The sequence below is a fragment of the Glaciecola sp. 2405UD65-10 genome, from assembly GCF_048820975.1.
Lineage (GTDB): Bacteria > Pseudomonadota > Gammaproteobacteria > Enterobacterales > Alteromonadaceae > Glaciecola.
This window is the reverse complement of the sequence record NZ_JBMEUF010000002.1, coordinates 591719-610907: the sequence shown is the minus strand read 5'-3', so window position 1 is coordinate 610907 and position 19189 is coordinate 591719. Positions and strand designations below refer to the sequence as shown.

Genomic DNA, 19189 nt, shown 5'->3' with positions numbered 1-19189 from the left:
ATTTTAACTAGCATAACCGGCTGGTTTTGAATTAATTTTTAAATTGTATATTTTTTATATATTTTACTGAGGTATTTTAAGTAGCCGTATCGAATACTTATTCCTGAACTAAAGCTAAATGCAAAACGCACGTTTGGTTAACGCCAAAGTGTGTTTCAAATTTAGCCTCGTTATGTTCGTGTATCGAGCAATAACATTATGAAGTTAAACAGGAGTAAACGAAGGTGTTATACAATCAAACAAAGAATCTCGCTCTTTCAATAGTCGTTTTGAGTGCGCTTTCAGCATGTAAAAATGACAGCAATAACGATGAACAGAACCCAATACCTGATACCACCGCCCCGGTATTATCGCTAATAGGTGATGCAAGCCTTAATCATGAAGCAGGCACAAACTATAGTGACGCGGGTGCAAGCGCTACTGATGATGTTGATGGCACAATAAGCGTTAATATTGCTGTAAGCGGTTCAGTTGACACTGATACCATTGGCACTTACACGCTCACATATAACGTAAGTGATAGCAGCGGCAACAGCGCCACCTCTATAACGCGTATGGTCAATGTAATTGATACTATAAGCCCTGAAATAAGCTTACTTGGTGAGCAAAACTTAACAATTGAAGTAGGGGCAAGCTATGCCGAAGCCGGCGCCACGGCCACAGACCTATTTGAAGGAGATTTAGGCAACAGCATTATTGTAACAGGGAGTGTAGATCGGTCATTAATAGGGAGCTACGAGTTAAGTTATAATGTAAGTGATACAAGCGGAAACGCAGCTACAACTGTTATACGAACTATTAACGTGGTAGATACTACAGCCCCTATTATTGTGAGTGTTTCACCACAGGCCGATGCTAGCGATGTAGCGGTAACAGAAACCATAACGGTAACTTTTAACGAAGCCATTGCAAATAATTCAATTAGCAATTCTGCCTTTGTGGTTACCGACAGCCAAAGCGCGAGTGTTGACGGCCTAATTGATATAGACGCAATGGGCACGGTGCTCTCATTTCAATCGGCGCAAGAGCTATCGGCTGGCGAACAATATTCCGTGACTATTTCAACTGATATTACCGATCTTTCAATGAATGCTTTAGCTAATGCATTTACTTGGCAATTCACCACGCTTGCCGTTTCGCAGCAAAGCTTCCCCGTTCTTATTAATGAGCCAGGCTCACCTGCATTTAACGAGCCTTATCTAGCTGTTAACAGCACGGGTGAAGCCATTGCAGCATGGCGGCAAGGTTATGACTTAAAGGTTAATATGTACAGTCCGCAAAACAATTGGGGGGGCGTAGAAGAGCTCTCTTTTGGCAATACCGGCTTTGCGCGCCAAGAAGTGAAAGTGGCTATTGCCGACAACGGAGACGCCATTGCCGCTTGGATTAATGATACGGGGCAAAATTCTAATACTACCATTGCCGCTCGTCGCTACACCAAAGCCAATGGTTGGGAAGACGTTTTTGAGATTGATGATCGCGATGGCTTAATCCAAGAACATGATGTAGCTATTGATAACAGCGGAAATGCAATAGTGTTATGGCCTTTCCCAGGGAACAGTAGTCAAGACCCTGGTATTTATGTTCGCAGATACAACAAAGCCTCAGACACATGGAGCAATGCTTATGCACTCACAAGCAGTGAAGATACTAGATATATTAATCCAAGCATTGCCATGAACGATGCAGGGCAAGCTATTGCAGCGTGGGTGGTTGACAGTGAAATCGTGCAATCCGCTATTTATGACGCGGTTCTTTCAGGTTCTAATAATGCCCCTTGGCTAAGCGCTCAAAGCATTGGCCTACCTATTGAAGACTCGGTAGTAGTAAGTAACGTTGATGTGGCCATAAATGAACAAGGCGAGGCTGTAGCTACTTGGGATCAGGCTACTAACGCAAATACAAGCGGTGATATATACGCGAGTTATTATTCTCCTGTGGATAATTGGAGGGCTTTTGAACAAGTTGAATCAATGACCGAAGGTGATGCGCGCTATCCCCAAGTTGCGATGAACGATGAGCGTGCCATTGTAGTGTGGACTGAGTACGATGGCAGCGCCTACAGTGTTTATACCAATACGCTTAGCGAACAAAAACAGTGGCTAGGTGTTTCTTTACTAGAAAACAGCGATTACAACGCAGGCGACAGCAACGCACCCGGAGCCTTAGTGAATATAGATGCCCTTGGCGTAGTAACGGTAGCATGGGAGCAGCCTGCTTTCATACCCGAAACATTAAGTTTTGAAAATAGGTTATTCCTTAATAGATTCAATGTGGCTGATACGCCAAATGCTAGCGAAGTAGAATCACTTGCGCAAGAAGCCCCGCTCACAGAAGCATTTAGACCAGCATTAGGCGTAGATGCGCAGGGCAACGTTATTGTGGTATCTCAGCAATTACTGAATAATAGCTTAAATATTCAAGCACATAGTGTCCCTGCAAAATAGCTTTGCCAAGATGCATAACAACTTAATGCAAATAATAATGATTATCATTTGCTTTGTGTGATTATTTAGGTATTATACTCATACATTAGTTTACTGGTCTTTACTAATGTATTCATTGAGTGAAAGGAGTTGTGCCCTGAAGCTTAATGAAATAGAAATATGTATATTCTCAAAATGTGTGTTAGGCAGGCCTTTGGTCTGCCTTTTTTGATCGCGTTGTATTATAGCGCTTTTAACGCATCAATAATATCTTGCGGTTCAGAGCGGGTGCGGTAGTCAACATCAACGTATCGCCACGTAATTAACCCTTCTTGATTCAGCACATACGTAACGGGAATGGGAAGTATATTACCATTGCCGTTGTTAATAAGGTCTAAATCTAGCTGGCGGTCAACGCGCATATGATCAGCCATAAACTGTGGTACCTCCCACGCTACGCCAAACTTAGCTGCCACCTTGGCATCTTGATCAGACAATACAGTAAAGTCCATTTGGCTTATTTCATCATCACTTAACGAGCCATCAGGCACTTGTGGGCTAATAGCAACAAGTTGTGCGCCTAGTGTGTTTATTTCTGCTACACGTTCGTTTAAGGCTCTTAGCTGTAAATTGCAGTATGGGCACCAACTCCCTCTATAGAAGGTAACCACTACAGGGCCTTTTTTAAGTAAATCAGCCAACTGTATGGTTTCGCCTTTGGCATTGGGTAAGCTAAAATCAGGTGCTTGATCATCGCATTTTAGGGCGCTTGCACCTTGTTGAAACGCTTTTGCTTGGGCAATAACATCATCAACGGTATTCATAAAATCAGGGTTGGCTTGGCGTCCCGCTTCAACCTTCGCTTGGGTTTGTTCTTGTAAACTTTTCATAACTTCCTTTTGGCTATTAAGCCTTTTTTAAATAGCTTACCACTTGCTCAGAAGATAAGGGTCTGCTGAAAAAATAACCTTGAATAACGTCACATTCTAGCATTTCTAAGGCATTCACTTGCTCTTGTGTTTCCGCGCATTCGGCTATTAAGTTAAGGTTTAAACTTTTACCCAGCGTAACTATAGATTGCACTATACCATTTGCGGCTTTGTTTTTACCTAAGTTGCTTACAAAGCTGCCGTCAATTTTTAGGGTATCAATAGGTAAATTTTGTAAATAGCTCATGCACGAATACCCCGTACCAAAGTCATCAATTGATACTCTAATTCCTAGCGCTCTTAATTCTCGTAATACGCTAATGGTGTAGTCAGTAGATGATATAAAATTCGTTTCTGTAATTTCAATTTCTAAGCAGCTAGGCGCTAGCTTTGAGCTTTTAAGTGCATGTTTAATATACTTAATTATATGCGGGTGCATAATGCTCGATACCGGTAAATTAACCGCCACTTTGGGCACATCAAGCCCACTAACTTGCCATTTTTTTGTTTGCATACAGGCTTCGTTTAACACCCACTGGCTAATTTGTGTCATAACGCCTAAGTCTTCGGCGTGGGCTAAAAACTCATTGGGCATTACCAATTTGCCTTTATCATTCCAGCGAATTAAGGCCTCAACACCTACCATTTTTTGGGTTTTTACTGAAATTTGAGGCTGATACATTAAACTAAACTCATATTCGTTTATGGCACGTCGAATATCAGTTTCAAATGACAAATAGTTGGCAGCGTACTCAAGCATGTCTTTATGGAAAAACACGTATTTCCCCATGCCTAATTCTTTTGCTCGATACATGCTTATATCGGCATGCTTTATTAATGTGGCAGTGTCGGTGCCATCATCAGGGTAAACCGAAATGCCAATACTTGCAGACACATGCAATTGATGCTCGTCTATTTCTACGGGCTCATTGAGAACATTTATAATCTTTTGGGCGAGCAGTTCGGTGTGCTCACTATCTGTAACTTGCTCAAGCAAAATAACAAATTCATCTCCGCCCCAGCGAGCCAAGCTGTCTGATTGGCGAAGTAAATTTGTTAGCCGTTCAGCCACTTTAATTAATAGTTTGTCACCCATGCCATGGCCTAAACTATCATTAATAATTTTAAAGCGGTTTAAATCTAAAAACATGAGCACTAACTTTTGCTTAGTGCGCGATGCGCTTTCCACTGCATGATTAATTCTATCGTTTAATAAGTGGCGATTGGGTAGTTTGGTTAAGCCGTCATAATTTGCTTTGTTAAAAAGCTCTTCCGTGCGCAGCTGTACCAAGCTTTCAAGGCGCTCGCTGTCTTCTTTAAGTTGCCGCTCATGCTTTTGAATGGTGTTTAGCATTGAATTTACGCCGTAAAACAATTGGCCCAATTCGTCATCGCTTTCGGTGTGTAAGCGTTTATGATAACTACGTTTGTTAGCTACCTCTTGTACCAGCTTAATTAACCTATTTAAGGGGGCATTGAAGCGCTTTTGCATCCGCCAGTTGAGTATATAAGCTAAAAATACACTAAAACAAAATACTAATAATACAATCAGCGCATAGCGTTTTTCTTGATGTTGAAGCTTGTCAGTGCCCGCGGAAATCAGCAAATATCCTACTATTTCTTGCTGAATGAAAATAGGTTCGCAAATATATAGCACTTCATCTTTAAAATAAGGTGATTTAAGCACTTCTGATATTACAACATCAACTTCTTGGCCGGGTTTTTTATATTGGGTAAAGAGGCTTTTATCGGCTCTAAAAATTTGTGCAAAACGAATATTGGTATCCACATTGAGTGTTGCTAACACCGAACTAGCGGCGTCTTTATCATCAAACAAAATGGCAGCGGTACTAGCTGAAGATAAAAGCGCAACTTTGGAATGCACCACTTCAACTAAATTTTTGCGTGAGTCACTTACAAAATTTATGTAAAGCAATACCGCCGCTATGGCTAGCGATATTATGTTAATACTTATTATTACCAGCAGTTGCTTTCTAAAAAAGGATAAACGAAGCCTAGTTAACATCTCGATTAACCTTCGCTAGCTTAAGAAGCTCAGAACTCACCTTTACATCACTGCGGCGCAGCGCAGGTAGGTTAATTTCAAAGCGTAGTTTTCGTTCATCAGTATAAAATTTAATGGCGGCTTGCTCAGTATTAAGAGTGGCGTTATCCACTACTAATACATTGTTGAGTATTCTTTGCAGAAACACACTAGCATCTTGTTGTATGTAGGTCATTTGGCAATCTGCAGATTGAGTAAATTTAACAATATGAATTTGTTTACGCGAGGTAGAAAACTTTGCACCTTTTGACAGCGCGCTTGCGAATTCGAAAAAATTCTCATTGGCTTGAACACATACATTAATCCTTTGCGGCGAGCTACTAGCAGCTTGGCTAGTTTGTTCGGGCCACGTCATGAAAAGGGTAAAATTGAGTAAATAAGCGGCCTTTAATTTGCTTTCTTTGCTTAGTTCGGTATTTGCTGTAGCGAGCGAACCACAAAAAATGGATAACAGCAAAAACACTATTTTAAACGCCAACAAGCGCTTCAGTAAGTCGAAAATAATGTTAGGTGCTATTATACGCTGATTCCGCAAGTTAAAGCACCTTAGTTAATTTAATCGCAGAATGCCACAGTTCTTTAGGTTGCGGGCCATTTAAATGTTGGTACAAAGGTGTTGAGTATTCTACTGTTAAGCGATACTGGGGGGTAATTTTCCAATTTAAACCTAATGAAATATTAAGTTTTTTACCGCCGTATAAGTCAGGATTTGTAATTCCCGCAGGGTATTCAAATTCCCCGGGCACTAATAGTGACGTGTCACGGCCATGAATGGCGTCAGCGTATTGCCACTCAAGCCCAGTAAAAGCTTTCAGGCTTGAATTAATAGTGTACCGGTAGCTACCTGACACGCTAAAGTTGTTGCCAAGCCGGTAGTCACGATCATTTTTGCCCGTACGAATATTTGCTGACACTGAAAACGCGTAGTCGTAATCGCCTTTACTTTGGAAGCTCAATTCTAGTGGGAAATCATAGGTGCCAGAGCCTAATTGCATCGTGTAAGGCAATTGTTGGTCGCCGGCATCTCGCGGAGTATCACCTATTTCGTCAATAGAGCCGGTGGGAATGCTAATACCGGCGCTAAACCACCAGTCATGTTCGCTGTCTTTCATAAAACGATAACTGCTAGAAATGGATGTATCACCAATGCCTGATGAATCAATCACGAAAAAGTCGTAGTTTTGCACAATACTAATGTGATCAGTTGATTGATGAATGTAGGGCAATGTAATGTGTGCCCGCCAGTTGCGGCTAAATTGATAGCCGGTGCTAAATAGTGTCACGTTTTGAGTAATTACCGTGGGTAACACTGGGAAATTTTTTGCGGTACGTGTTTCTTCACCTGCATTAAACAGCACATCGTGATAGCTAAGTGACTTAGAGCCATCAAGGTAACCGTCAAACTTAGCGCGTCTAAACTGCAAGGCAAAGCTCCATTTAGAGCCTTGTTCAGCTTGGCTTACTTCATCAGCATCAATGCTTTCATCAAACAACTCTTGCAGGCTCATTTCTGCAAACTCCGTTGGGGTAGTTTGCGCAAGGCTACAAGTTGAAAATGCCCCAAAAATTGCTAAACAGGAAATAGGAGTGGCGGCAATGTGTGTGTTTTTTGACAAAACGGTTCCTTACGAAGCAGTGTTAGTGCTTTAAAAAATTGCGAATTAATGTAAATAGTGAATTATTTGACGCATAATCACTTTGATGCACTATTTATACCAAAAACCCTTATAATTCAAAAGTTTTACTTAATTTAGGATAAAAGTATAGTTTGCTAAGTCATTGATGTTACAACACTCGTTAAACTTAATAAAATGCGCAGTGGATATAAGTGTATCGGCTCAAAATGAATAATGTGTGGTTAAATTTAGCTATAAATAGAATTATTTATTTTGAGGAAACTATTAAGCTTTTAAGGGTATAGTAAGCGTAATATTATTTAAGTGGTTAGTGTATTGTCTAATTTAAACAAAAATTCTTTATTTACCCCTATTACCTTACCTAGTGGCCTTGTGTTGAAAAATCGCATGGTAAAAGCTGCAATGGAAGAAAACCTTGCCGATGTTGCGCAAACCCCTTCGCAAGTTCTTAAAAACGTATATAAGGAATGGGCGCAGGGCGGCGCAGGATTAATTATTACTGGCAACGTAATGGTTGATCACCTAGCTATGACAGGCCCTGGCGGTTTAGCGCTTGAAGATGCATCTAATATTTCTGAATTTGCTGATTTAGCAAGTTTGTCTCAACAAAACGATTGCAAAATTGTGATGCAGATTAATCATCCTGGTAGGCAAGTGTATAAAAAAATGGGCGGGAAAGTGCTCTCTGCATCAAATGTAGCGCTTAATATGGGTAAGCATTCTCATTTATTTGGTGAGCCAAAGGCCATGGATGAAAATGAAATAGCGGATCTTATTTCACGCTTTACACAAACCGCTACATTAGCAAAAACGGCGGGCTATAACGGTGTACAAATACATGCTGCTCATGGTTATTTGCTTGCGCAGTTTTTGTCACCTCTTACTAACAAGCGTAATGACGAGTGGGGCGGCAGTATAGAAAACCGCGCGCGCTTACTATTAGCGATAACACGAAGCGTAATAGATGCCTGTGGGCCTAAGTTTTCAGTTTCAGTAAAATTAAACTCGGCTGATTTTCAGCGTGGCGGGTTTGAGCCAAGTGACGCACAAGCGGTAGTGAACATGCTTGGCGAATTACCGGTAGATTTTGTAGAGCTGTCAGGTGGAAGCTATGAGGCACCTGCTATGCAAGGTAAAACTGGTGATGAAAGAACACTAGCACGTGAAGCCTATTTTTTAGAGTTTGCAAAGGTGATAAGCGAAACGTCAAGCATTCCCATTATGACCACAGGTGGCATCACACGTTTAGAAGTAGCAAACTCGGTAATAGATTCAGGTGTTGCTTTAGCCGGGCTAGCCACTGCGTTAGCGTATCAACCAAACTTGGGCAATGTTTGGCATTCTGATCCACATTTTGTACCACCGCAACCTAGTGTGGGCTTAAAAGATAAAACTTTAGCTGGCTTAGCCACAATGGCCTTAGTTAAAAGGCAAATACGCCGAGTAGGAAAGGGTAAAGGCGTTAAGGCGAATGCATCGGCTGTGTTTACTCTCATTATTGACCAAATACGTGCGGCTAAATTGACTAAACGCTATAGAAAGCGCTTTGGCCATGAATTAGATAACACATAGTGTTCACTCTGCTTTAGGTGCTTTTTGTATGATCCCACTGGTATTCCACCCTATATATAGCCAACTTGTGTTACCGCAAAAGCACCGCTTTCCTATTGAAAAATACCAAGGTATTCACGACCAATTAGTTGCACTTGGAAGAAGCGAAGCTGACTTTATTTGCCCCAATCAAATAGCTATTGAGGCTTTAAAAACAGTGCATCAAAGCGGCTATGTAGATAACTTTATAAATGGCAAACTGAGCAACAAGGAAATACGGCGTATTGGTATGCCGTGGTCAGAGCAATTTGTAAAACGCACCCTAACAGCGGTGGGCGGAACGGTATTAACCGGCCAGTTAGCTATTGAGCATGGGCTGGCACTTAATTTAACGGGTGGTTACCACCACGCTTTTTCGGAGTTTGGTTCAGGTTTCTGTGCGTTTAATGACATAGTGTTAAGCGCTAAAGAAATGCTCACGCACAATGGAATAGATCGCGTTCTAGCCTTTGACTGTGATGTGCATCAGGGAGATGGCACCGCACAATTATGCGCCAATAATGACTCTATTTACACGGTATCATTGCATTGTGAAAAAAACTTCCCTGCTAGAAAGCAGGATTCAAATATAGACTTCCCTTTAGCTAAAGGCATGAGTGATGATGAATATTTGCATACTGTAGAGTGCGCGCTAACCTTAGCGTTTAATTGCGCAGTGCCTGATGCTGTTATTTATGATGCAGGCGTAGATATTCACGAATGCGATGATTTAGGTAATTTACAAATTAGCACAGAAGGGGTGTTTCAACGCGATAAGTTAGTATTTGATATGTGCAAAAGCAAAGGCGTACCGGTAGCGGCAGTTATAGGAGGCGGTTATCAGCGAAATATTGCTGATTTAGTGAATGTACATTTACAATTATTTAAAGCGGCAGGCGTGTACAGCTAGCAATCCTTATGTGTTTAAGAACACAAAGGGAATAAATGTACCCGCCACTCCTATTATTAAGCCAAATAAAAACACCAACAAATAAGCTTTTGTTAACTGCGGCTTGGCTTGCTCTACGTCACTTGCTTCTGGGACTTTAAATAAGGCTTGGCGTTTAATATCAAAGCTAACGCATAGCGCCATAATTGTTTCTAGCGACGCGCTACCTTGATTTTCAACTCGCTGAATTGTACGTAAATTCACATCGCACAATTCAGCTAAGTGGGCTTGTGTCCATGCGCGTTCGTTTCGTAGTTGTTTAACTATATCGCCTCTAATTTCCATGTGCTACGTTAAACCCATTATATAGAATTTCCCTGCAAAATAACCGAATACAATGCCAACAAGCGCACAGGCGCCAATGAACGCAAGGCCTTGAACAAGTGGTTTTTTTTGCGTAAATAAAGCGACCGTTTCACGCTCTATTGTTCTGGGCCCTTTTTTTAAACGTACTTCAATTTTATAGGTAAAAGGATTTTCAACATCAATTTCAATGGTAAAAGGTTTTCCGCCAAGGGTAATATGGTGTTTACCCATTAGACGGAATATATTTCGCTTTATTGAAACAGGATGGTCATTTACATAAACCACCTCCTTGCCAGACCACAAGCTGCAATGCACCGCTATTTGGTATTGCTCATGTTGTAAACGACACCATAGGCCTTGTTTCATACTAATTTGTTTCATGTGCTATCCAAATAAATTAAAGTATCCGGCCAGCATGCCTACTGCAAAGCCGAATACGAGAAACCAAAGAAACGTTTTTGAAAAAAAACGCTTAGAAGGTTTATCTTTTCCAATTTGGCTAAGGGTTTCGGTTTGCAGCAATTCATCATCACAGTATAGTGATACAACTAATGTACCACGTAGCATGTTTGTCATGTGTGTACATACTTTGTAATTGTGCCCGTTTTTAGAAAAGCTGTGCTCACTCTTAAATTTGTTTAAATTGCGAAAAGACGACACTATTTCATTGTTGAACGAAACATTTTCCTTTCCATTCCAAACAGAGCCAAACATAGATATATCATTACCTTCATGCTCGAAAAAAAACCAGTAGCCTTTCGTTAATGATACTTGACTCATTTTGTCTCTTCTTTTCTCATCGTGTTGTTCTATAGTGGGGTTTATCAACATTACTATTCTCCGTAAATTCAATGCAAGCTCATTTCAGCGGAATTTACGGATATAGCAAACGGCAAAAGTACGACATTAACCAAATTAGAGGGCGACAGCCATACGACAGCGTAGTGTCATATTATGCAAGGGTATGAAAATAAAGCATTTTATTTAATTGGTCAAATCTGAGTTAGTAGTGGCTCAAATAATATAATTTCAGCAAATGCTTAAATAAAATTGTGTAATAAGAGCAGGTAATTTTTACCGATTGGAGGAAGCCTTTACATTTTCAGGCTTGCCTTTGGCTATTTTAAATCAATTAAGCTGTTGAATTTATTAGGTTATATTTAAATTTGAAAATTGGTAAGTAATTTGCAAAAGCGAGTTCATAAAAACAAAGTTAGTTTAATAATTTTTAAAATGGAACTCACAATGCAAGCAGTAAATAGAAACAGCAATCATAGCAACTTCATCGCTACCTTATTTTCTAAGCCTATGATTTTAGTCACTATCCTCCTTTTAAGTATTCAGGTGGCTTCATCACAAGAAAAGCCAGCACAACAAGCTTATTCTGTGGAATACATGACAGGCTCTGCTGATATGCATGGTGTGCGTTTAGCATACCGCCCTGATATTGAACACAAACTAGATTTACCATTAATTGGTGACACATTAGTACAGTGGGAAGCAAGCTTAAACTTATTTGATGTTCATGGCAGTGCAAAAAATGAAGCAACCTACGGTGTTTCAATAAGCCCAGTATTTATTAAAGACATTCCTAGTTTTTCAGCAGACTACCCACTTAGTGCTGAGTTTGGTATTGGTGTTGCTTATGTTCACCGTGAAAAATTTGGTGGTGTAGATATTGGTAGTTTGTATCAGTTTGAAGACCGCTTAGGCATTGTTATGGGTTTAGATAAAGAAAGTGAGTCACAAGTTGCTTTACGCTACATTCACTATTCAAATGGCGGCTTTAATACCACTAACCCTGGCCTAGATTTCTTAAGTGTGGCTTATATTTCTAAGTTTTAAACAGAAAGGTAAGCCAAGGAGGTCCCCGACTGCTCGGGGATGATGATGTTTTACGAAGGTCCCCGACTGCTCGGGGATGACGGTGTTTTGCGAAGATCCCCGACTGCTCGGGGATGACGGTGTTTCTAGGGGATGACGCTGTTTCTAGGGAATAACGCTGTTTTGTAGTGTTTAAAAAACGATTGATTTTCCGCGACCAGAAGCCTGCGAGGCGGCATCTAGTTTTCCGTCTTTATTTATAATTACGTGCAAGTCACCAAAGCGGCGCTCATCCACTTTATATCCTAAGGCTTCAAGTTCAGCTTTTACCTTGTCACTTAGCCCTTCGTGGCTTCTAATTACATTTTTAGGCCATAATTGGTGGTGAAAGCGAGGGCTATTTACCACTTGTTCTGCATTTAAGTTAAATTCAATAGCATTTAAAATAGATTGGTACACTGAACTAATAATAGTGGTTCCGCCAGGTGACCCGGTAACCATTTGAACGGTGTTGTCTTTTAATAAAATGCTTGGTGTCATAGAGCTTAGCATGCGTTTTTGTGGCTGAATTTCATTAGCGACTCCGCCTAAAGCGCCAAATGCATTCATAACGCCTGGTTTCGCGCTAAAATCATCCATTTCATCATTTAGCAAAAAGCCTGCGCCTTCAACAACTACACCACTTCCAAAACCTAAGTTAATGGTAGTGGTGTTGGCAACAGCATTTCCCATTTTATCTACAATTGAAAAATGCGTTGTTTGCTCGCTTTCTTTTAGCCCGGGTTTAATATTCTCGGTGGTAGAAATAGCGTTTAGTGAAATAGTACTGCTGCGCTTTTTAAGATATTCATTGTTGGTAAGTGCAGCAACGGGAACATCAAAAAAGTCCGGGTCACCTAGGTATTCTGCACGGTCAGCAAATACTCGCTTACCTATTTCCGCTAACAAATGTACATAAGTAGTTGAGTTCAGCTCTAAGCCTTGCTCAGGTTTGAGTAACTCGAACATTTTGAGCCATTGTAATATGGCTATGCCGCCAGAGCTTGGTGGTGGCGAAGTTAACACCTCAAAACCGTTCCAATCTGCTTTTATAGGCGTGCGTGATTTAGCCGTATAATTTACTAAGTCGGTTTCGCTAATAATACCGCCATGCTGCTGCATAAACTGCGCAATCGTTTTGGCGGTTTTGCCCTTATAGAAGCCGTCTTGGCCTTTATCGCGAATGAGCTTTAAAGTGGCAGCAAGCTCAGCTTGTTTGAACACCTTGCCTTCTTTGGCTTCGGCAAAATAGTCGGCAAAATTTACTTCAATTTCTCTTTTTTCTAAACGCGTAATGTATCTGCTTATACTGCTGGCTAATTTGGGGTGAACAACAAAGCCTTCTTCAGCTAAGGTAACCGCAGGTTGCACTAAGGTTTTCCAAGGCAAGCTACCATGTTTTTTATGAGCGAGCCACATACCTGCAACGCTTCCTGGTGTGCCACTGGCGTGGACGCCAAATAACGATTTGTAAGGAATTACGTCACCTTGTTCATCTAAATACATATTTTTATGCGCAAGGGCAGGTGCCGTTTCACGGTAATCAATAAAGTCACCTTCATTATTTTTGAAAATAAGCATGAAGCCGCCGCCACCAATATTACCCGCTTCTGGTAATGTGACCGCCAATACAAAATGCGCGGTAATGGCTGCATCTACCGCATTTCCGCCTTGTTCTAATATACTGCGCGCAGCGTCAGCACTGTATGCATCAGGCATAGCAACGGCACTTTGATGTAAGGGTTCAGCCGAAAGCGAAAAAGCACTTATTTGCAGAACAATAAGTGTAGATAAAAGAAAACGAGTTTTGCGGGCTAGTTGTTGCATTAAATTTTCCTGTTAGTCATTCATGTAATGCGCTAGATATTGTGAATATATACCTAGCAGAACCATAGGCTTATGCTAGTTAAGCATACTTTAACAGGTTTAAGGAAGCCCTTTGTGCGCTGGCATACTTAAGTTTTGCGTAATTGCCAAGCCGCGCACCACTAGGGCCATAACACCGCCTGCAATTAATGATATTCCCTCACCAACTGGGGTATATACATGTAGGGCACAGTAGGTAAGGGCACCTAACAATGACGCAGAAATATATATTTCGCGCTGAAACACAACCGGCACGTCATTCACTATTACGTCACGAATTATGCCGCCCAAACAAGCACTAAATACCCCCATAATAACGGCTACAGGAATGCTGGTGTCTAAAGATAAGGCTTTTTGCGCACCTAATGTGGTAAATAGCGCCATACCTAATGCATCGGCCCACAATAAAGCTTTGGAGCGTTTTGAAATAAAATGGGTGGCATAGTAGGTAAATATTGCGGCAACACTGCATACAATAATCATGTAATAGTCATTTAGCCAAAATACCGGTACATCTAATATGGCATCGCGCAGTGTGCCGCCGCCAATACCAGTAATGCAAGCCATAAAAACGAAACCTACCCAGTCAAGCCGGTGGCGGGCGGCTACCAAGGCGCCAGAAATAGCAAAGGCTATAGTAGCGGCAATATTTGTAATAAATAACAGGGTTAACAAAACAGATTAAGCTTATTTGACGTAAAATTGTGGCCATATTATGGGGTAATGACCTATTAATTTATACTAAAAAAACCGCGCTTGTATGTAAATTGCACAAGGCGAATGTGTGGGTTATGCTTTAAAAACAATAATAAATTATAAAAGCTAGCATCTATGAAGCGTTTTTTGAGCGAACTTAGGCGACGAGAAGTAGTTAAGTCATTGGTTGCCTATGTAGGTATTTCTTGGCTGATCCTTCAAGTGGTAGGCGTTGTAGCCGGTATGATCGAAATGAATCCAATGGTTGGCCCTGGCACACTATTGGTGCTTGCCTGCGGCTTACCTATAGTTCTATATATTAGTTGGCACTTCGACGTGAGTCTTGAAGGCATTGAGCGCACGCCCGATTTAGACGAAGAAGAAAATCCAACCATCCAGCCTTTAGGTTGGTTGCGCTGGATTGGCTTAATTTTTATAGTGTTTGTAAGCACCTTCATTGGCTGGCAGTATTTTAATTCAATTAAACTTGATCAAATTGCCAGTGAAGAAGGCCTAACCACCATACAACTAGCTGATTCTATAGCTGTTTTACCATTTTCTGACCAAAGTGAAGAGCAAGACCAATCTTATTTAGCCTTGGGGCTTGCCGAAGAAATTACTAGCTTGTTAGGGCGCTCAGACGGATTCAAAGTGTCGGCTTCGCGTTCTAGCCAAATACTTGCTAAGCAGGGTTTGTCACCCACTGATATTGGTCGCAGATTGAACGTGAAAACGGTACTCACTGGCAGTGTTCGTGTTACAGGTAATAGATTGCGCGTGCGCGTTGAGCTGCTAGATACTGAAAACGGCCACACTCTGTGGACAGAAAGCTTCTTGCGTGAGCTCAAAGACATATTTCAGATAGAAAACGAAATAAGCCGAGCTGTAGTTAATTTACTGCAAGATAAATACTATGAAGCGGGGAGTTTTGCTAAGCTTTCAAGTACCAGTACTGATGCTTACGTAATGTACTTAAAAGGGCGTGAGCAGTACCGATTACAAACCACCGAATCGATGAAACAAGCGCGTACTTTCTTTGAGCAAGCACTTGCTTTAGACCCAGAGTTTGCAAAGGCCTACGTAGGCTTAGCTGATACCTTAGCTTTATTGGCTGAGGGCGGTGAGCGCTTTGGGGTGATAAAAACTGAAATAGCCGCAAAGCTTGCACAGGGCAATATAGATAAAGCCTTAGTGCGTAATTCAGAGCTTGCAGAGGCATACGCTGTTAAAGGCTACATTGCTTCTATGCAAAATGATTTAGATACGGCACTACAAGACTACAACAAAGCTATATTGTTAAACCCAAGCCTTGCTATTGCTTACATGTGGAAGTTTTTGGCCTTAGATTCTTTGGGCAGATTTGACGAATCATTAATAGCCTTAGAAAAGTCACTCGCGCTTGACCCACTTTTTCAAACAGCCATTTACAATATGGGGGTCACACTTACCAAGTTAGGTCGATTCAGCGAGGCGGAAGCTACCTTTATGCAGCTTCAAAAAGACTTCCCTCAATCTCAGTTCTCTTACCAAGGGCTCTCAGATATTTACTTTAGCCAGGGCAATTTATTCGGGGCTATTCAGCAAACACAAAAAGCGCTTGCCTTGTCACCAGAAAATCAAGATTTAGCTTTTAAATTAGTAGGCTTATTACTCACATTAGGCTCCACTGATGTAGTGAAAGAGTTAGGTCAAGATCCTCAATGGGCTGAAATAGTGGCGTATTTTGAAGATAATATTTTAATATTTGAACAAGAATATGCAGTCTTTTTTGACAAGATGGACTTTAAATTAGCCGCTAACCCAGATGATTATTGGCTCAGCTTTGAAGCTGCGTGGTATCAAGCAATGTTTGGTGACAAAGAAAAAGCAGTTAAATTATTTATTGATAAATTATTACTCGTTGAACAAGCCGACATGTTTGCCATGCCATATTGCTCATCGGCTATTGAAGTGGCTTGGGCGCATATTCAGCGTTCTGAAACGCAACAAGCACAAGAGTTGATAGGGACTTGCAAAAAGCTAATGGAAGAGCAATTAAAGGCCGCTATTATTTATTCAGAAATTTATTACTTAGAAGCGAGGATTCACGCATTAGAGGCTCGCCCAGAAGAAGCCGTTGCATCACTTGAACTTGCGCTTGAAAAAGGCTGGAGAGAATGGTGGACTAAATACGATCCATTATTGAGTTCGTTAGCTGAGAACCCTGATTACCAGCGTTTGCTTACCACTATTGAGGAAGACTTAGCCGAGCAACGACAGCAAGTTAAGGCTTTGTTTCAAAAATAGTAGTTAAAAGTACGATATTTAAAAGGGGCATTAACAGCCCCTTTTTGCTGCCGTGTTTATTTCTTTTTAGTTCGAAGCATTGTTAAACCTAATCCTAATATTAGCAAACCGAAAGGGGCTGGTGAGTTAACTGGATTAGCAATATTAGCCGCCAGAATTCTGATTGTTTCAGATTCTGACACAAATAAATTAGGCGTACCCACTGAAATAAAACTATTGCCGTTGTCAATCATGCTTGAATACCCACAAAAGAATTCTTCAGGTTGCGGTCCTATTTGGCCAGCGTCAAGCCATTCTATAAATGCTGGGTTTTCAACACAGTTTTCTTCTAAAGTAACAGGGCCATTTGGGTCTGTACTGGTATAGAAAAGCGTACTACCTTGCGTAATGATTTCAAGGGTAGAATAAACGTTATATTCGCCTGGCGCTAAACTTGAAAAAGGCCCTGTATCTAGGGTTATCCAGCCATTCTCAATAGTGCCGCCGGGGGTAGGTAAATCCCCCGCGGTGTTTACTGCACCTGCTAGTGGGGAAGCTAATCCGTCAATGTACCACTTCACTTCGTAGTTCACGTTAGGAGAATCAAAATACAAGCTAGAGAAGCCAAACAATGACAATGGGTCACCTTGAGTAAATTCCCAAACGCAAGGTTCGCCCTGAGTAATAGCTAAAATAGCGGCCTCACCTTGGGCTTCAATTGCGGCTATGGCGTCGTCATACTCTTGGGGGCTTAGGCCATTATTTGCAGGGTCTTGTTGGAAAGCTACTATGGCTGCGTCTAGCTCAAACTCAGCAGCTTCTACTTCATCTTGAGTGTAGCCCACAATGCATTCGTTAGGCACTGCGCCTAATCCACGGCCGCCACCACCAACAGCGTTTGATAGGCTAATATTTGGCAATGGCGTGTTTTCAAAACCAATATTCATTGCTGATGCCATAATGCCTTGGTCATTTACATACTGATTTTCTACTAAATAGAACTCTTCAGAATAGTTGGCGCTTAGTGAACCTCGGCCCACTGAGCGTAAAAGAGCGGATTCAGCTACCTGAACATATAAAAAAAACAATGAAAAAATGAGGGTAAGGTGTTTAATATTTCGGGACATAATATTTCCTCGCAAATTATTATATTTTTGTACACCACCTACCTTATAAAACGGCAACTACTAGGCAAGCAATAAACGTTTAAAACGCTAGAACAAGGGGGTTATGCATAAACTAATCCACAGATTTTTATACTCATAAATTCAAGATGTTAAGAGTTAATGTTGTGTTTTGTATAAATTTTAAACTAGAGATTGTAAATTAAGCTGACACTTTGTTAGTTGTTTGTAAGGCTTATGCAGAGGTTATGCAAAGGCTAGTGTAAGCGCTAAGGTACGCCGTTGATTGTGACCTAGGAAATAACTTTGAGCACCGCTTTTTCGCATGGTGATAATTGCGTATTGAGCCAATTATCGGAGCTTTCGAAAGCGCTGCAGTCCCCGCTTTTTTTGTACTGCTTTTGCAGATGAGATAGCACCTTAGGATGAATATAGTATTTTTCGCATACCGCAGGCGTATTGCCTAAGTCTTGGGCAACCAATTTGACTAAACAAGCCGTGAATTTGCGGCGTTTATTTGAATTCGCTTTCACGCTTGCTTGGTGAGCGTATTGCATTGCTAAGCGTGTGCCTGTCCAGGTTCGAAAGTCTTTGGCTGAGGCCTCAAAATCAAGTAGTTCTCGCAGCCTTGTGTTTACGTCGTCACTGAGTAAATCTTCCCAGTGCGAGCCTATTCTGTAGCGAAACAAGGGGTAACCCGGCTTAGACGCACTTTCGCTAATAAGCTTACCGGCTTGTGGGTCGCTAATGTCTATATGCCTTTGTTTGCCATGCTTGCCGGTGAATGAGAACGCAAGTTCTGATTCGTCTTCTTCCAAGTGCTTGCGCCTAAGCGTAGTAAGGCCAATAGTGCCGTTTTGCGTACTATATGATTTATTACCTATACGAATACCTGTTCGGTCTAGCAACAATAAGGCTAGTGCAGTGGTTTTCTGTAAATCCCATTGCGCGCGTTCTAAATCTGTAACGTATGCTTTTCGTAAATCTACTAAGTGCTTTCCAAACTCAGCCAAGCGCGCAAATTTCTCTGCCTGCCTAAGCTCCTCCCACTGCTGATGATAAATATACTGCTTACGCTGGCGTTGATCATAACCAAAGGCTTGTACTTTAGATTGTTCACATAGGCTAATGCGAACCTCTTGCCACATAGGAGGAATTACAAGGGTCTTAAAACGCTTGAGCACGTTTGTTTCGCTAATTTTTGCGCCATCAAGCAAACAATATTCAAAACCACGCCCACGCTTTCGCCGAGTTACATGAAAACTCTCGCATTCGTGAATATTATTTTGCGCTTTGAGTTGGCTGCATTTAAACGTAAATTGCGCGTTTGAAGGCTCAATTACTTGCTTATCCATAAGTGATGCTTCAACTTTTACTTGTTCATTTATTTTGAGTTTATACGCTAATGGCTTGAACTGGTTCAGTTTTGTATTGCTTAAGATGGTGTGGAAGTTTTAAATTATTTCAAAATAT

The 19189-nt window shown here is 41.2% G+C and carries 16 protein-coding genes; 5 read left to right on the top strand and 11 right to left on the bottom strand.

Annotated features, from left to right (window positions below; all coding sequences use genetic code 11):
* Positions 1–224: 224 nt before the first annotated feature.
* On the top strand, positions 225–2447 hold the full coding sequence (locus tag ACOI22_RS14795) for an immunoglobulin-like domain-containing protein (protein WP_420672892.1): 2223 nt from the start codon (positions 225–227) through the stop codon (positions 2445–2447).
* A gap of 221 nt (positions 2448–2668) precedes the next feature.
* On the opposite strand, the gene ACOI22_RS14790 is transcribed toward ACOI22_RS14795, so the two are convergent.
* Genes ACOI22_RS14790 through ACOI22_RS14775 form a run of 4 tightly spaced genes read right to left on the bottom strand, consistent with a single transcriptional unit; the run spans position 2669 to position 7036 of the window.
* The gene (locus ACOI22_RS14790) at positions 2669–3316 is read right to left on the bottom strand and encodes a peroxiredoxin-like family protein (protein WP_420672891.1); all 648 of its coding nucleotides are present in this window, start codon (positions 3314–3316) and stop codon (positions 2669–2671) included.
* A 16-nt stretch (positions 3317–3332) separates the two neighbouring features.
* The gene (locus tag ACOI22_RS14785; RefSeq protein ID WP_420672890.1) at positions 3333–5381 is read right to left on the bottom strand and encodes an EAL domain-containing protein; all 2049 of its coding nucleotides are present in this window, start codon (positions 5379–5381) and stop codon (positions 3333–3335) included.
* A complete protein-coding gene (locus tag ACOI22_RS14780; RefSeq protein WP_420672889.1) occupies positions 5371–5955 on the bottom strand; it encodes a YfiR family protein in 585 nt (194 codons plus the stop codon). Before ACOI22_RS14780 ends, ACOI22_RS14785 begins: the two co-directional genes overlap by 11 nt.
* Before the next feature lies 1 nt (position 5956).
* Positions 5957–7036, bottom strand: coding sequence for a transporter (locus ACOI22_RS14775; RefSeq protein ID WP_420672888.1), 1080 nt, complete (start codon positions 7034–7036; stop codon positions 5957–5959).
* 336 nt (positions 7037–7372) lie between these two features.
* Between ACOI22_RS14775 and ACOI22_RS14770 the strand changes: the two genes are divergently transcribed.
* A complete protein-coding gene (locus tag ACOI22_RS14770) occupies positions 7373–8629 on the top strand; it encodes an NADH:flavin oxidoreductase/NADH oxidase family protein (RefSeq protein WP_420672887.1) in 1257 nt (418 codons plus the stop codon).
* Positions 8630–8657: 28 nt separating this feature from the next.
* Positions 8658–9557, top strand: coding sequence for a histone deacetylase (locus ACOI22_RS14765; RefSeq protein WP_420672886.1), 900 nt, complete (start codon positions 8658–8660; stop codon positions 9555–9557).
* 6 nt (positions 9558–9563) lie between these two features.
* On the opposite strand, the gene ACOI22_RS14760 is transcribed toward ACOI22_RS14765, so the two are convergent.
* From ACOI22_RS14760 to ACOI22_RS14750, 3 genes are read right to left on the bottom strand one after another with little or no spacing between them, the layout of a single operon-like run.
* Complete coding sequence (locus tag ACOI22_RS14760) at positions 9564–9881, bottom strand: helix-turn-helix domain-containing protein (RefSeq protein WP_420672885.1); 318 nt, start codon at positions 9879–9881, stop codon at positions 9564–9566.
* A gap of 3 nt (positions 9882–9884) precedes the next feature.
* Complete coding sequence (locus ACOI22_RS14755) at positions 9885–10283, bottom strand: hypothetical protein (protein ID WP_420672884.1); 399 nt, start codon at positions 10281–10283, stop codon at positions 9885–9887.
* Positions 10284–10286: 3 nt separating this feature from the next.
* Positions 10287–10733: a hypothetical protein gene (locus tag ACOI22_RS14750; protein WP_420672883.1), complete on the bottom strand. Its 447-nt coding sequence runs from the start codon at positions 10731–10733 to the stop codon at positions 10287–10289.
* A gap of 414 nt (positions 10734–11147) precedes the next feature.
* Between ACOI22_RS14750 and ACOI22_RS14745 the strand changes: the two genes are divergently transcribed.
* Positions 11148–11747: an acyloxyacyl hydrolase gene (locus tag ACOI22_RS14745; RefSeq protein WP_420672882.1), complete on the top strand. Its 600-nt coding sequence runs from the start codon at positions 11148–11150 to the stop codon at positions 11745–11747.
* Positions 11748–11918: 171 nt separating this feature from the next.
* On the opposite strand, the gene ggt is transcribed toward ACOI22_RS14745, so the two are convergent.
* Together ggt and ACOI22_RS14735 are read right to left on the bottom strand one after the other, a co-directional pair.
* Positions 11919–13592, bottom strand: a complete 1674-nt coding sequence (ggt, locus tag ACOI22_RS14740) for a gamma-glutamyltransferase (RefSeq protein WP_420672881.1) — start codon at positions 13590–13592, stop codon at positions 11919–11921.
* A 99-nt stretch (positions 13593–13691) separates the two neighbouring features.
* The gene (locus tag ACOI22_RS14735; RefSeq protein ID WP_420672880.1) at positions 13692–14306 is read right to left on the bottom strand and encodes a trimeric intracellular cation channel family protein; all 615 of its coding nucleotides are present in this window, start codon (positions 14304–14306) and stop codon (positions 13692–13694) included.
* A 156-nt stretch (positions 14307–14462) separates the two neighbouring features.
* Between ACOI22_RS14735 and ACOI22_RS14730 the strand changes: the two genes are divergently transcribed.
* Positions 14463–16613 carry a tetratricopeptide repeat protein gene (locus ACOI22_RS14730; protein WP_420672879.1) on the top strand — a complete coding sequence of 717 codons (2151 nt, stop codon included), beginning with the start codon at positions 14463–14465 and terminating at the stop codon, positions 16611–16613.
* 56 nt (positions 16614–16669) lie between these two features.
* Here ACOI22_RS14730 and ACOI22_RS14725 read toward each other — a convergent pair whose 3' ends face one another.
* Together ACOI22_RS14725 and ACOI22_RS14720 are read right to left on the bottom strand one after the other, a co-directional pair.
* A complete protein-coding gene (locus ACOI22_RS14725; protein WP_420672878.1) occupies positions 16670–17719 on the bottom strand; it encodes a hypothetical protein in 1050 nt (349 codons plus the stop codon).
* 290 nt (positions 17720–18009) lie between these two features.
* Positions 18010–19071, bottom strand: coding sequence for a DNA topoisomerase IB (locus ACOI22_RS14720; RefSeq protein WP_420672877.1), 1062 nt, complete (start codon positions 19069–19071; stop codon positions 18010–18012).
* Positions 19072–19189 lie beyond the last annotated feature (118 nt).

Coding starts and splice junctions, on each gene's coding strand:
- ACOI22_RS14785 (WP_420672890.1), bottom strand. CDS start 5,381: ATGTTAACTAGGCTTCGTTTATCCTTTTTTAGAAAGCAACTGCTGGTA.
- ACOI22_RS14725 (WP_420672878.1), bottom strand. CDS start 17,719: ATGTCCCGAAATATTAAACACCTTACCCTCATTTTTTCATTGTTTTTT.
- ACOI22_RS14720 (WP_420672877.1), bottom strand. CDS start 19,071: ATGGATAAGCAAGTAATTGAGCCTTCAAACGCGCAATTTACGTTTAAA.
- ACOI22_RS14745 (WP_420672882.1), top strand. CDS start 11,148: ATGCAAGCAGTAAATAGAAACAGCAATCATAGCAACTTCATCGCTACC.
- ACOI22_RS14765 (WP_420672886.1), top strand. CDS start 8,658: ATGATCCCACTGGTATTCCACCCTATATATAGCCAACTTGTGTTACCG.
- ACOI22_RS14755 (WP_420672884.1), bottom strand. CDS start 10,283: ATGAAACAAATTAGTATGAAACAAGGCCTATGGTGTCGTTTACAACAT.
- ACOI22_RS14760 (WP_420672885.1), bottom strand. CDS start 9,881: ATGGAAATTAGAGGCGATATAGTTAAACAACTACGAAACGAACGCGCA.
- ACOI22_RS14790 (WP_420672891.1), bottom strand. CDS start 3,316: ATGAAAAGTTTACAAGAACAAACCCAAGCGAAGGTTGAAGCGGGACGC.
- ACOI22_RS14730 (WP_420672879.1), top strand. CDS start 14,463: ATGAAGCGTTTTTTGAGCGAACTTAGGCGACGAGAAGTAGTTAAGTCA.
- ggt (WP_420672881.1), bottom strand. CDS start 13,592: ATGCAACAACTAGCCCGCAAAACTCGTTTTCTTTTATCTACACTTATT.
- ACOI22_RS14750 (WP_420672883.1), bottom strand. CDS start 10,733: ATGTTGATAAACCCCACTATAGAACAACACGATGAGAAAAGAAGAGAC.